Source organism: Mycobacterium sp. TY814, from assembly GCF_030755175.1.
Lineage (GTDB): Bacteria > Actinomycetota > Actinomycetes > Mycobacteriales > Mycobacteriaceae > Mycobacterium.
This window is the reverse complement of sequence record NZ_JAUFRY010000001.1, coordinates 2,793,255-2,806,235: the sequence shown is the minus strand read 5'-3', so window position 1 is coordinate 2,806,235 and position 12,981 is coordinate 2,793,255. Positions and strand designations below refer to the sequence as shown.

The 12,981-nt window shown below is 67.5% G+C and carries 13 protein-coding genes; 4 read left to right on the top strand and 9 right to left on the bottom strand.

Annotated features, from left to right (window positions below; translation table 11 throughout):
* The first annotated feature begins 4 nt into the window (after positions 1–4).
* Positions 5–355, top strand: coding sequence for a hypothetical protein (locus QXH22_RS12395; protein WP_306243980.1), 351 nt, complete (start codon positions 5–7; stop codon positions 353–355).
* Positions 356–381: 26 nt separating this feature from the next.
* Here QXH22_RS12395 and QXH22_RS12390 read toward each other — a convergent pair whose 3' ends face one another.
* Positions 382–990, bottom strand: a complete 609-nt coding sequence (locus tag QXH22_RS12390; protein ID WP_306244545.1) for a YqgE/AlgH family protein — start codon at positions 988–990, stop codon at positions 382–384.
* 101 nt (positions 991–1,091) lie between these two features.
* Between QXH22_RS12390 and QXH22_RS12385 the strand changes: the two genes are divergently transcribed.
* Both QXH22_RS12385 and QXH22_RS12380 read left to right on the top strand, forming a co-directional pair.
* The gene (locus QXH22_RS12385) at positions 1,092–2,420 is read left to right on the top strand and encodes an MFS transporter (RefSeq protein WP_306244546.1); all 1,329 of its coding nucleotides are present in this window, start codon (positions 1,092–1,094) and stop codon (positions 2,418–2,420) included.
* Positions 2,417–3,190, top strand: a complete 774-nt coding sequence (locus QXH22_RS12380) for a TIGR03084 family metal-binding protein (RefSeq protein ID WP_306275714.1) — start codon at positions 2,417–2,419, stop codon at positions 3,188–3,190. The genes QXH22_RS12385 and QXH22_RS12380 overlap by 4 nt, the downstream gene beginning before the upstream one ends.
* A gap of 136 nt (positions 3,191–3,326) precedes the next feature.
* On the opposite strand, the gene QXH22_RS12375 is transcribed toward QXH22_RS12380, so the two are convergent.
* The 6 genes from QXH22_RS12375 to QXH22_RS12350 all read right to left on the bottom strand — a co-directional run bounded on the left by QXH22_RS12375 (position 3,327) and on the right by QXH22_RS12350 (position 12,110).
* Positions 3,327–4,484: a PPE domain-containing protein gene (locus QXH22_RS12375; protein ID WP_306275713.1), complete on the bottom strand. Its 1,158-nt coding sequence runs from the start codon at positions 4,482–4,484 to the stop codon at positions 3,327–3,329.
* Positions 4,485–4,491: 7 nt separating this feature from the next.
* Positions 4,492–4,797, bottom strand: a complete 306-nt coding sequence (locus QXH22_RS12370; protein ID WP_306275712.1) for a PE family protein — start codon at positions 4,795–4,797, stop codon at positions 4,492–4,494.
* Between the two features lie 81 nt (positions 4,798–4,878).
* Positions 4,879–8,973 carry a type VII secretion protein EccCa gene (gene eccCa / locus QXH22_RS12365; RefSeq protein WP_371934189.1) on the bottom strand — a complete coding sequence of 1,365 codons (4,095 nt, stop codon included), beginning with the start codon at positions 8,971–8,973 and terminating at the stop codon, positions 4,879–4,881.
* Positions 8,974–8,975: 2 nt separating this feature from the next.
* Positions 8,976–10,466, bottom strand: a complete 1,491-nt coding sequence (gene eccB, locus QXH22_RS12360) for a type VII secretion protein EccB (RefSeq protein ID WP_306275709.1) — start codon at positions 10,464–10,466, stop codon at positions 8,976–8,978.
* Positions 10,467–10,511: 45 nt separating this feature from the next.
* Entirely contained in the window at positions 10,512–10,853 is a 342-nt protein-coding gene (locus tag QXH22_RS12355; protein ID WP_306275708.1) for a DUF2710 family protein, read from the bottom strand.
* 39 nt (positions 10,854–10,892) lie between these two features.
* Positions 10,893–12,110: a DUF5631 domain-containing protein gene (locus QXH22_RS12350; protein ID WP_306275707.1), complete on the bottom strand. Its 1,218-nt coding sequence runs from the start codon at positions 12,108–12,110 to the stop codon at positions 10,893–10,895.
* A 91-nt stretch (positions 12,111–12,201) separates the two neighbouring features.
* Here QXH22_RS12350 and QXH22_RS12345 point away from each other — a divergent pair, with 91 nt between their 5' ends.
* Entirely contained in the window at positions 12,202–12,345 is a 144-nt protein-coding gene (locus QXH22_RS12345) for a hypothetical protein (RefSeq protein WP_306275706.1), read from the top strand.
* A 3-nt stretch (positions 12,346–12,348) separates the two neighbouring features.
* Here the strand turns inward: QXH22_RS12345 and QXH22_RS12340 are convergent, their stop codons facing one another.
* Both QXH22_RS12340 and QXH22_RS12335 read right to left on the bottom strand, forming a co-directional pair.
* A complete protein-coding gene (locus QXH22_RS12340) occupies positions 12,349–12,654 on the bottom strand; it encodes a DUF2694 family protein (protein WP_306275705.1) in 306 nt (101 codons plus the stop codon).
* Positions 12,655–12,664: 10 nt separating this feature from the next.
* Positions 12,665–12,976: an ESX-1 secretion-associated protein gene (locus QXH22_RS12335; RefSeq protein ID WP_306275704.1), complete on the bottom strand. Its 312-nt coding sequence runs from the start codon at positions 12,974–12,976 to the stop codon at positions 12,665–12,667.
* Positions 12,977–12,981: the final 5 nt, after the last annotated feature.

The following is a 12,981-nucleotide window of genomic DNA, read 5'->3' as shown; positions in this document are numbered from 1 at the left end:
GCGCATGCTTATCGCGGGCGTGGTGTGCGTGTGTGCGGCCATAGCGTCAGCCGCTTTCGGTATCTGGTCTCTGTCGCATACGCCCACCACTGACGCCACCCAGTTGGCGCTGCGCTCGATGGCACCCACCCAGTTCGCCGCCGCGGTGATGCTGGGCGCTGGGGGAGTGGTAGCGCTGGCCGCATCGCCGCACACCGCGCTGGTCGTGGTGATCGTCTGCATCCTGGGTGCCCTGGGCACACTGGCCACCGGTTCGATGCAGAGCGCGAAGTATGCACTGCGCCGCGAGGCGGCCCCGGTAGAACCGGCCGGATGTGCCGGCAGCTGTGGGGCCTGCACGCTGTCCTGCCACTGACGCGCCGCACGGGCTCGATCGGTTGATCAGTTGCGGCTGAGGTCGATCGGATGTGTGGCCAGCATGGCCAACGGCAGTGGCTGGCGGCGCAACACCTGCCCCCACAGGTCCGCCCGCGGCGGTGCCAACACGTCAGATGGCAACGCCGACAACACAATCCAATCGTCGCGCTCGATTTCGCCTTCAAGCTGGCCGATGGTCCAACCCGAGTAGCCTGCGAAGATCCGCACGCCTTCCACCACCGGCGCGATCAGATCCGGTTCGGCGTCGAGATCCACCATCACCATGCGCCCCGCGACGTGCCGCAACCCCGGAACTCCGTCGGGCTCGGCACCGATGCGCAGCACCGCCAGGCACAGGGCGGCGTCCCGCTTGACCGGCCCGCCGATGAACATCGTCTTGGGCTTGGCGGCCAGCTTGGCCCATTGCGGCAGCACGTTGTAGACCGCCGTCTCGCTGGACCGGTTCAGCACCACACCGAGCGTGCCACCCTCGTTGTGTTCGACGATGTAGATGACGCTGCGCCGAAACGTCGGCTCCAGTAGATCGGTGTTGGCCAGCAGCAACGTACCGGCCCGCACCCGTTGGGCGGCCGGTGCGACATAGTCGTCGGGATCTTCGTGCTGCGCCACTATCACATCATCGCACCAGATGCCCGATCGCCGGTGCAAACAGCCGCGCTCGGCGAAGATTTGTACTGTGATTGGGACGGTGCAGAGCCGACCCGTCCTTGCCTGTGCCGATCGTGGAAGTGGGTTCAGTGATTCGCACCCGGATGCAGGCAAGCGCACCCGTCGAACTGTGGCGGTCGGTGCGCGCACTGCCCGACTTCTGGCGACTTATGCAGCTGCGCATGGCAAGTCAGTTCGGCGACGGCCTGTTCCAGGCGGGGCTGGCCGGCGCGCTGCTGTTCAACCCCGACCGGGCCGCTGATCCGCTGGCGATCGCACGGGCGTTCGCGGTGTTGTTCCTGCCTTACTCATTGCTCGGGCCGTTCGCCGGCGCGCTGATGGACCGGTGGGATCGGCGGCTGGTGCTGGTCGGCGCGAACAGTGCGCGGCTGTGCTTCATCGCCGCGATCGGCACGATTCTCGCGGTCGGCGCCGGCGATTGGGTGCTGCTGTGCGCCGCGCTGCTCGCGAACGGCTTGGCGCGGTTCGTGGCATCCGGTCTGTCGGCGTCGTTGCCGCACGTCGTGCCCAGGCCCCAGGTCGTCACGATGAACTCGGTGGCCACCGCGGCCGGTGCGGTCGCCGCCTTCCTGGGCGCAAACTTCATGCTGCTGCCGCGGTGGCTCGGCGGCGCCGGCGATCACGGCGCGGCCGCGGTCATCTTTACCGCGCTGGTTCCGGTGACACTGGCCCTGCTGCTGTCGCTGCGGTTCGCACCGCGGGTCCTCGGCCCGGACGACACCAAGCGGGCAATTCACGGTTCGGCGGTGTACGCCGTAATCACCGGCTGGCTGCACGGAGTCCGCACGGTGGTTCAGCTGCCGTCGGTGGCCGCGGCGTTGTCCGGGCTGGCTGCGCACCGCATGGTCGTCGGCATCAACTCGCTGCTGATCCTGCTGCTGGTGCACCACATGAAGAATGTGGACGGCGACGGGTTGGGAACTGCGTTGGTGTTCTTCGCCGCCACGGGTCTGGGGGCTTTTCTGGCCAACCTGCTGACCCCGGTGCTGATCCGGCGCTGGGGCCGTTTCGCGACGGCCAACGGTGCCCTGATCGCCGCGGCCGTCATTCAGACGGCCGGCGCCGGGCTCCTGCTGCCGGTAATGGTGGTGTGCGGCTTCCTGCTGGGTGTCGCCGGCCAGGTGGTGAAGTTGTGTGCCGACTCGGCGATGCAGATCGACGTCGACGACGCGTTGCGCGGGCATGTGTTCGCCGTCCAGGACGCCTTGTTCTGGGTGTCGTTCATCGCCTCGGTCACCATTGCCGCCATATTCATTCCCGACGACGGGCGCGCACCCGCCTTCGCGTTGTTCGGTTCGGTGATCTATCTGATGGGGCTGCTGGTGCACAGCCTGGTCGGCCGCCGGGGGCGTGCGAGGGAGGTACTGGGATGAGCGGTTTGGCTGCACTTGTCGCTGATCTGGAAGCGGAGAGTGACGACCTGGACGCGCTGGTGGCACCGCTGCCTGCAGAAAGCTGGGCGACGATGACGCCGGCACCGGGCTGGACCATCGCCCATCAGATCGGGCATCTGCTGTGGACCGACCGGGTGTCGCTGCAGTCGGTCACCGACGAGGCGGCCTTCGGTGAAACGCTGGCCGCGGCCGCCGCCGATCCGATCGGGTTCGTCGATGCGGGCGCCGAGGAGCTGGCGGCCCTGCCGCCCGCGGAGTTGCTTGCCGACTGGCGCGACACCCGTCGGCGGTTGCACAAGGCCCTGTTGGGCGTCGAGGACGGCCGCAAGTTGCCGTGGTTCGGCCCGCCCATGAGCGCGTCGTCGATGGCCACGGCCCGGTTGATGGAGACCTGGGCGCACGGGCTCGATGTCGCCGATGCCCTGGGTGTCACGCCGGTGCCGACGGACAGGTTGCGCTCGATCGCGCATATCGGCGTGCGGGCCCGCGACTACGCGTTCGTCGTCAACGGCCTGACGCCACCCAGTGAGCCGTTCTACGTCGAGCTGCGCGGACCCGGCGGCGACACCTGGTCCTGGGGGCCGGCGGACGCGGCCCAGCGTGTCACGGGCTCGGCGGAGGACTTCTGCTACCTGGTCACCCAGCGGCGGCCGCCGGCGACGCTGGACGTGAGGGCGATGGGGGAGGACGCCCAGCGATGGGTGCAGATCGCCCAGGCCTTCGCGGGCCCGCCCGGCGTCGGGCGATGAGCGCGCGCAGCGCGCGAAGAGAGCCGGCGCCATTCAGCCGAGCGTCGGGCGATGAGCGCGCGCAGCGCGCGAAGAGAGCCGGCGCCATTCAGCCGAGCGTCGGGCGATCCTGAGGCTCTGCCCCCGCCGAGCGTGCCTAACGAGGGTCGACGACGACGCGAGCGCGCGGCACGTCTTTGCCGTCGTCTCGGCCCTCGCCACCGCGCGCCAGCATGCCGGCCGGCGTCATGGGTAGCGGCGCGCCGCCGGTCGAGACCGTCGGGCCGCGCACTTCGGCAGCGTTGAGCACTCCGGCCCGCAGGCTGGTCGGTTTCCCACCGGTCTCCGGCTCGAAGCTGCTGGTGGGCCGGGTGTAACTGGTCAGTCCGGCGCCGGGGAATCCGCCCGCCGCCCCGATGCCACCGCCTGCCGAGCCAGCGCCGGCCGCGACCACGGGTTCACCGGCAGCCACCGCACCCGGCGCCCCCGCAGCGGGAAACATGCCACCGAACACCTGCGCCATGCTTTGCGGCAGGCTGCTGACGCCCTGCATGGCCTGCATCGGCGCCTGCAGCATCTCCTTGAGCGGTTCGGTGGCCCCCGACACCAGCTGCATCGGCTGTTGCATGAGCGAACCCAGCTGCCCGGTCGCCTCGGCCGGAGAGGACGCGCCCTGGCCGGCCGTCTGCGCGGCCTGACCCGACGCCTGAACCGCGTTCTGCATGCCGGTCTGCGCCGCGGCCTGGGCCACGGCTTCTGCTGCGGCGGCCGGCGCGGCCGGTGAAGCACCCATCGGCGCGATCGGCGGCGGTACCGCCAACGCCGCGATCAAGGCGCTCAGCGCAGCGGAGTACGCCCAGCCCACCCCGGAGTTGTGCGGCCAGTGCTCGCCGAAGTATTCACCGTCCCGCTCGACGATCCCCGGCGTGTTCTGGCCGAACCAATTCGTGGCGTTCAGGACACCCCACTCGTCGCGGTTCGTCTGCGAGACCACCGATGGAATGACCGACGAGCGGGCGAGCATGAAAGCCTCCACCGCGGCCTGCGTGAGGTTGATCTTCTCAGCGGTCCAGCCCACCAGCGTCTGCAGTCCGGCGTTGAGTCCCGTCGCGGCCACCGTCGACGCGGCGGAGCCCACGCCCTGCCACTGCGCCTGGGTGGCGAGGGTGTTGACGGTGGACAGACCTGCTGACAGCTCGTTGTTGGCGGTCTCGGTCACCCAGACGACATTGTTGGCGATCACCGAGGCGGGGGAGCCGGCCTCGAAGATTGCCGCGACGACCTCGGGCGGCCCGCTCCATCGGGGATCCGGCATCGGCGCTCTACAGTCCGACGGCGCCCGCGTTGGCGGCCTCGGCGGCAACAGCGGTGGCCGAGGAAAGACCTTGCGCTCCCGCGAAGGCCACTCGCTGCCCGACGTGCTCGGCAGCCGTCCCAAGATAAGCGGCTCCGGCGGCATTGAGGGCCGCCGCGAACTCGATCGAGTCGGCGTCAGTCGCCATCGGCAAGACTCCGGTGAGTGCGGCCGCACCGGCCGCTGTCGTCGCGGCCATCCCTTCGCTGATGCCCGCCTCGGCCGCCGCCGACATGTCGACAGCGCCCGGCACCATGCCGAAAAATCCGCCCATCGTCACCTCTCATTCGATCCCGCCGGGCAGTGCCGGCGACAAGTTGCGCTGAGTCTAGGTTGAGGCTCGGCGCCTGTCGATTCACGTTTGCGGCTCTGCGACCAGCACTCCTTCGATCACACCGTCGCTGGTGACCAACAATCCGCGGCCCGGCGGGAGCTGTTGGGCGCTCGTCCTGCCGAACACCTTCACCGCCGCCGGGTCGTTGTCCATGAACAGGGTGGGGGCGCGCGATCCCGTCATCTTCTGCAGGAACGGGTTGGTGACCGAGACACCCGCCCAGTTGCCGGGCAACCGCGACGCGAGGACGTGCAGGCCGATCTCCCGGCTGCGCTCGATCAATGCCCACAGCGGCGCCGTCGCCGCATTCTTGCCCAGCACACCGTGCGGTCGGAGCTCCTGCTCGTCGTCGATCAGGACGAAGTGGTGGGGGCCGTCCCAGCTCTTGCGGTTGAGTAGCTCTTCCTGACTCAGGCCGGAGGGCGGCAGGCGGTCGCGCAGCAGCTGCGTCAGCTCAGCTATCACCGCGTCGATGTCATCGGCGGTGTAGGCATAGGCCCGCACGTGCTCACCCTGGATCCTGCCGATCAGCGAGGTCTTCGGGTCGATGATGGTGATCTGCGCCTGCTCGGGCGTGCACCGGGCCACGATCATCTGTCCCAGCGCTGCCAAAGCCGTTGTCTTTCCGCATGACTGGCGACCCACCACCAGCATGTTGGGCACCGCCCGAGCGGGCAGCGCCACCGGCTGCAGCGCGGTCTCGCCGATGCCGAACGGAAGGGTCAACGGGTCGGCGTCCCCGGCGCTGCCCGCGAAGGCACCGGCCACATCACCGAGCGCAATCCGTTCGGGCAGTCTGGCCAGGCTCTCGACCCGCCCGGCGCCGGTCAGATCGGCGATGAGTGCGCCGATGTCGCGCGTCGCGACCCGCTCTCCGTCGGGCCCCACCACCTCGGGCACCCCGACCAGTAATTCGAAGCCCTCCCGCGTGAGCCCGAACCCGGGACGGTCCAGGGTGTTGCGGGCAGCCTTCTTGCGCTCGAATCCCTCGCCCATCTGCGTTTCGTCGGGATTGCTCAGCCGCAGCTGGATGCGGGCGTTGGAGACGTTGACCAGTTGCTGCTTCTGCCCGATAAGCCACGCCGTCGCGGTGGTCATGATGTGCACCCCGTACGAGAGCCCCTGACGGGCGATGGCGATAGCCCGTTCTCCCATCGCGGCGTCCTTGTCGTACAGGTCGCTGAAGTTGTCGACGACGAGGAAGACGTCGCCGAATTTGTCGTCGGGGTCAGTGGTGGCGGTGCGCCCGCCGGCCTCGCGGTCTGGGCCGAACCGCCGGTCCCGGAACTCGGAGATGTCGATCTGATACCTCTTGAACGCGGCCTCACGCGCCAGAATCAGACCCTCGATCGAGGCGATGGTCCGGGACACTCCCTCACGGTCGGTTGGGCTGACCACGGATGCCACATGCGGCAGGTCTTCGACCGGGTAGAGGGACGCCCCTATGCAGAAGAAGGTGACCCGTTCCGGTCGATACATCAAGGCGGCCGAGGTCATCAGCGTCATCAAGGTGGTGGACTTGCCTCGCTGGGCCGTCGCGACCACCATGACGTTGTCCATCTCGGCGTTGATCGCGTGCACACGCTGATCGTGTTCCTCGGGAATGTCGACGATTCCCAGCGGGAAGGTCAGACCGGGGTTCTGGCCGTAGTCGACATGCCACGGGCGGCCCCGCCACCGGGCTACCAGCGCGTCGACCGGTTCGCTGATTTCCAAAGGGGGAAGCCAGATTTGGTGCGGTGGGCGCGCGGGATGCGAGACGAGCGATTCGCGGACGACGTCGACGAGCTTCTTCTTGCGGAATCCGTCGGGGTGGAACAGGAACTCGTCGGGTTCTTCGGGCGCATCCGCGACTTCCAGGGCCGCGCTGTCGGATTCACTCAGCGGCTGATAGTCCGAGGTGTAGGCACGGGGCTGCGAAAAGCTCATTGCCACCGTCTTGTTCACATTCAGCGCCGGCTTTGGAACCACGAACGGTGCCGACACGTAGAAACACCGGAACTGCTCCAGGTCGCGAGGTCCGACCTTGAGCAGCGCGTAGCCGTTCTCCTGTGACGGGAGGTGCAGCGCAGCATCGCTACCGATCACATCGCGGGAGTCCTCGGCGGTCTCGGCGCGCAGCGCGACTCGAAATGCGATGTTGCTCTTGGCCTTACTGAGTGACGACAGGTCGAGACGCTGGCCGCCGAGGGTGAAGAAGACGTTGCAGCCACGGCCCTCCTGCCCGATGTGGATCACCAGGTCGATCCACTCCGGGTGGTGGATGAACAACTCGAGATACTCGTCGATGATCACCAGCAGGATCGGAATCGGCTCGAGATCCCTTCCGGCCAACCGCATCTCCTCGTACTCGTTGGCATCACGGGCTCCGGCGTCCTTGAGAAGTCGATAACGACGGGCGATCTCACCGTTGATCGCCTTGCGCATCCGCTCGGCCAGATGGCGATCATCCTTGCCCAGGTTGGACAGCGATCCGGCGACGTGCGGAAAGCCCTGTAGATCCTGGGCGGCTGACTCGAACTTCATGTCGACGAAGATCACGATGAATGTCTCCGGCGAGTGCGTCAGCGCGATCCCGCTGCACAAGGACAGGAAGTATTCCGACTTACCGGAACCTGACGTGCCGATCACCACGGAGTGGAAGCCGTATCCACCGAAGTCCTTGGCGCGCAGGATCACATACTGCAGATCGCCGCCTTGCCGGACGCCGACCGGCACCATCGCCCACTTCGGATCCCCCCGGCCCCGGCTCTCGGCCCAGAGGCGGTCGACGTCGAGGTTCCGCGGATCGCTGATACCGAGGGCCCGCAGCAATTCGCCTGCCTGGCTGTCGGTTTCGGAGAGCTCACCGGCGTTCGTCGGTGACCAGCGGGCCAGGGCACGTGCGTACCGGCTGGCGGTGCTGTCGGCCAGGGTGTCGGCGACGGCATAGAAGGTGTTGCGGTGGATCAGCCGGCCGTCGCGCAACGCGAACCGCTGGCTCTCTTCGGCAAAGCCGACGCCGACGCCCACGCGAGTTGCCAGCCGCAACACCGTGATTCCGGCCATTCCCTTCTGCCCGGTCACGCCTTCCCACTGTTCTGGGGTGCCCACGTTGTCATCCACGATCACCCAGTGCGGGCCCAACGACGGCGTCGTCGCCTCCATAGGTGAGGGCATGGATGTCGGGCTGGCGGTCACCGGCGGTGACCAGGGACCGCGGCCCTTACGGTGCAATTCGGCGTCGAGCGCCTCTTCCAGTTCGGTCGGAGAAGCGAAGACAAGGCGGCGCAGTCCGCACGCGTCGAACATCTCGTCGTGCTGGTTGTGCGGTAGCCAGACCAGCCATTGCCATTGCTCGGGATGGCGGGTGACCACCATGAGCTTCACGTCGTCGGGGCTGTGGTAGACCGCGAGTGAGCACAGCACCGCCCGCATCAGAGCGTGCAGTTCACCCGGATCGTCCGCGGTGAAGCTGAACCCAGGCTTTGACCGCAGGCTCAGCACCTTCCCGATGCCGCGAATCTTGCTCTGTTCCAAGATGAAATCGCGGAGGGCACCACCGGTTACCGGTTCCAGCTCCTCGCCGACCGGAACGTCGGGCCACTGCAGCGAGACCGCTGACTCGCTGGCCTGTTGGACACCGGCACCCAACCGGACGTCGAGGAAGTCCGGATCGGTGGGGCGCCGCTCCCACATCCGCGGACCACCGATCACGGTGTCGAGTTGCCGCGGGTTTGCGTGCACGAACAGCTGGCTCTGGCGTTGCTCCCGCGCGGCCCGCTGGACTTCTTCGCGATCGTCGTCGAGCTGACGCAGATAGCTGCGGCGCTGCTTTTCCAGTTCACCCCAACTGATTCGGCGCCCTCGCCCGAACCTCCCACCGAACATCAGCGCACCGAAACCGACCAGACCGATCATCGGGAAGAAGCCCGACTGCAACGATCTGACCCCGGATGCGTACATCACGACCAGCGTGCCGACGATCCCGACCAGCAGAGCGGGCAGTGCGATCATCAGCAGGATGTTGCGCGGCTCGCGTTCGGGCAGTGCCAACGGCGCAGCGACTGCCACCCGCACCGGAGGCACGTTCGGTGGGGGGGTGCGCCTGGGTCGCACGAATCCTCGTTTGGACACCGCTAACTCCCGCTGCTGTCCGGGATCGGTGCCAGCGCACCGCCGACCGACACCGCATCGCGGGCTACCAGCGCGGCGTCGCGACCGATCGCTGGGCCGGGTGCAAAGGTGCGCACCAGTGGCCAGGGTGCCTGCACGGCCAGTCGTGGATCGAGTCCGAGCGCCTGCAGGGTTCGGGGATCCGATTGGATGCCGTAGCGGACTCCTTGCGGTGACACCCAATACAGACTTTCCCGGCTACCGGCGGTCACTACACCACTCGTCGTCGCGACGAAGTTCGCCGCGCCCGGCAGGATCAATGTCTGGTCGGCCTCGGTGGACTCCGGGTTGCGGTCGTCGCGCACCAGATGCACCAGATGAGAGTCCATGCCGATCGGCACCGGCAGACCCCGGCCCGAGACGACGGTGACCCTGGCCTGCGGATCGGAGGCTTGCTTCTCCCATCCCACGCAGATCACGGGATTTGCTTTGGTGTCAACGAATTCCAGCTTGCCGGACGGGTAGTAGTCGACATTGAGGACGTCTACCACGGGGATGTGGATCAGTCTGTCCGGGGCTATCAGGAGGGGCGCGGTCGAGCCCTGTGAATCGCTGGTACGCAACAGATCTGCCACGAAGCTGGTGATCTTCTGCACCCCGCCGGGCAGTAGAACGTAGAAGCCGTTGACCGTTCCGCCGGCGTCGCGCGATTGGAGCACGCTGCCCACCTTGGCCTCGGGCAACCACCGCGATGGGGTACCAGACTCCGGAATGGTCGGCGAAACAAGCGGTTCCGTAGCGGGCATGGCATCGAAGAGGGCGTTGGACACTTCGATCGGATACGTGACCCCGGGATCGAGGCCCAGGTTGAATGTCACGGACCGGTCGGTCGGGTCGATACGGGATCGTTGTCCACCCCAGATCACGTAGGTCGCGCCACGGTGAGTCGCCAGGAGTGCCTGCTTGGGACCCGTCACCGTCGCTCTGTCCAGCGGCGTCAGCGCTCCCGCAATCGCCGTGACGACCGGTGGCGTCGCGCTGCCCCGAGTGCCGGTCGGCGCGGTGTCACACACCGCCCACGCCGACACGGCGCCGGCCGTGATAGGCAGGCTGTCCGGCACACCGGGAATGCCGATCATCGGGCCGGTCGGGTATTTGGCGATTTCGCTTGCCGTCACCCAGGTCGGAGCCGCGGCACTGCCGACGACCAACCGTGCGGAGGTCAGGTTCAGCGCCGGATACAGCCGCCCGTTGACCTTCGCGTAGATGGCCCCGGTATCCCGGTTCCCGACGATCGCCGACCCCGCCACCAGGCCGGCCGGCTTCATGATGTGCAGCAGAGCCATCCAGCCGACACCGATGACGACCAGGACCATCGACAGGGCGACCGCCGCCTGCTGTTTACGGTCGTCGTGCTTCATCCGGACAGAGAAGCGCGTGATCGCGGCGCGCAGCCGACGGTTATAGAAGAGATGGCCCGAGTTCTGGTCCCTATTGGACAGATTGAGTGGCACAGTCTTCTCCTTCCGGTGACCGGTACGGACCCGATTCCGTACCCGTCACCACTGCAGGCGGCCGCCGTACCGTGCCTGGTTCTCGGCTTCCGCCTCTTCACGCAGCGCTGCGATCGCGAGGTTCAATCTGTCGGCCAGCTCGCCGGGGGCGTAGCCGGTCATCACGTCCGGGTGCAACGTCAACTCGAGCAGACGGCCGTCCGAGTTCACCACCGCGTGCACGTCACCGAGATCCACGCTGTAGGTGACGGTCTCAGCTTGTGCGACGAGTGCTTCCCACTTGTCAGCCGCCTCGCTCAGTTCACGAAGAACCGCGTCGACGAGGTCCGCATCGCTTCCGGAGCTTCGGTCGCTGAGCTCCCTGGAAGGACCCGGCCCCGACACCATGACAGTATGTCGATGGCCCCGACCAGCGTCAATTCATACTCAGTCGGTCGTTTCCGGTCGGTTCTCGCCCCGGTTGCCGGCCGGGGCGGAGTCCAGTTTCACGAACCAGGCGAGGTGATAGTTCGCCGAAACCGGGTCCCCGGACACCCGGCCGTCGACGGCGGCCAGCAACATGCAGTTGAGCAGTTGCGCCGGGTCGGCGTCCGGGTACTGCGCCAGCACCTGGTAGCGGACGGTGTCCAGGTGCACCCGCAGCAGGTCGACCTCTTGCTCGGCGATGTCTGCGCCGGACGCGACCGCTTTGGCCATGGTGTTCACCAGGCGGGGCAGGCCCTCGCGCCAGTGTGTCGCCACCCGCAGCTCCCAGTCCAGGTCCTCGACGGCGGGCAGCGCAAATGGCTGCACTGACGGCTGCGGGTCGGGGGCGCCGCTCGACCACCGAGCCGGATCGCCGGGTGTGTAGGTCACCACGCGGGTGGTGGGGCCCAGGAAGTCTGCCGCGCGACCACTACGACGTTGGGGTTCGAGCAGGTGGACGCCTTCAGGCAGGGCGATGCCGGGCGGAATCCAGCCGTGGGCGAGGTCGGTGACCAGCACTGTCGTGCCGTCCGGACGCTCGCCGACGGCCCAGCTCAGGCGCGGCTCCTGACGGGCGACAAACGCCAGCAGGTGCTGCAACCGATCATCGTCGGTCTCGGCGGGGCTTTCCGGGGGCTCAGCCGGGTGCTGCCCGTCCCGGCTCGGGGGCGGGGGAGCGGGCGGATCGTCGCGAATGGCCGGCAGCACCTGCGTCGTGTCCATCGACCCGGGCGGGTACTTCCCGTCCTCTCGCTGGGGCGGCGGTTCGTCGCGAATGGCCGGCAGCACCTGCGTCTTGTCCATGTCTCTGGCCGGTTCAGGGTCCTGTCGTAGCTGTCGCAGCTGGCGCATCGTCGACTCGACTCGTCGCACTGCCAGGTCGCGAGCCTCGTCGATCACTCTCGCTTCGGCGTCGCGGCGGGCGGCATAATCCATTCCGGCTCTGCCGATGGCCCGCAAATCATCGTTGGCGGCGCCGGCGATCCGCTGCAGATCCGTCTTCAGATATCCGGCCAGGATTGCGGTTTCGGAGTTGCCGGCCGACAACTCTTCAGGCCACAGTCCGCCGATCACCCAGGGTGTGCAGTCGAGCGGCGCACTGAATGTGGGCACCGACAGCGATTCCTGGGTCGCTCTGCGCAGGCGCTGACGCGCCGTGATCCGGCCGAAAATCCCCACCGGCTAAGCGTAGCGGTACACAGCGAGCCGTCCCGGCGGCTGCAGCGGACGGTGAATTGTGTGGCCGACATGGCGTGGGTAGCGTGTGCGCATGGCCGATTCCGCGCTGCAGCAGCAACTCGATGAGGTGCGCTCGCTGCTCAGTCGCGCACGAGAGTTGTTCGGCGACAACCCGATCGAGCCACCCACCGCGATTGCACCCGATCCCGAAACCGCGAGGACCTGGCTGCTCTAGTCGTCAGTCGCTGCGGCGGCGCAGCCTGTGCTCGAGCAACTTCTCGATCGCAGCATCCAGGTCGGCGTCTGTGGGCACCTCTGCCGAAGGGGTGTGCCCGGCCGCGACGATCTCGTCGCGCACTTCCAGCAGCGCCTTGAGGCACGAGACGTCAGCGGTCAGCAGGATGCCCTCGGCCAAGGTTTGGGCGTCCGTCTCCATGGCCGCTTCACTGAGCGCGACGCTGTGCAGATATCCACCTCGACATGAGCGCACCAGGATGTGTCCGCTGGGATGCACGGTGTCGAATGCGGGATTGGCGTCGGTCATGACTGTCGAGTCATCCGTCGAGGATGCCGCCGAGTTTGTCGGCGGCCTCTTGCTCATGTTGCTCCCACATGGCCGCTGAGGTGTGCAGGTTCTGAGCGATGTCGGCGTGGTCGTTCGCCTGCTGCTCGTAGCACTGCCGCCTGCGTTCGAGAAGTTCCCGGCCAGCCTCACGCAGTTCACTGAAGATCGGCCCGAGAGAGTCCAGGCTCTCCTGGATCGCCGCATGGGACCCGGGCAGGGCCCGCAGCTGCTCGGCGGTCTGCTGGTGGTGGGCCGCTGCGTCGCGCAAGTGCGCCGGCACCACATGAATTCGATCTGCCATCCGCT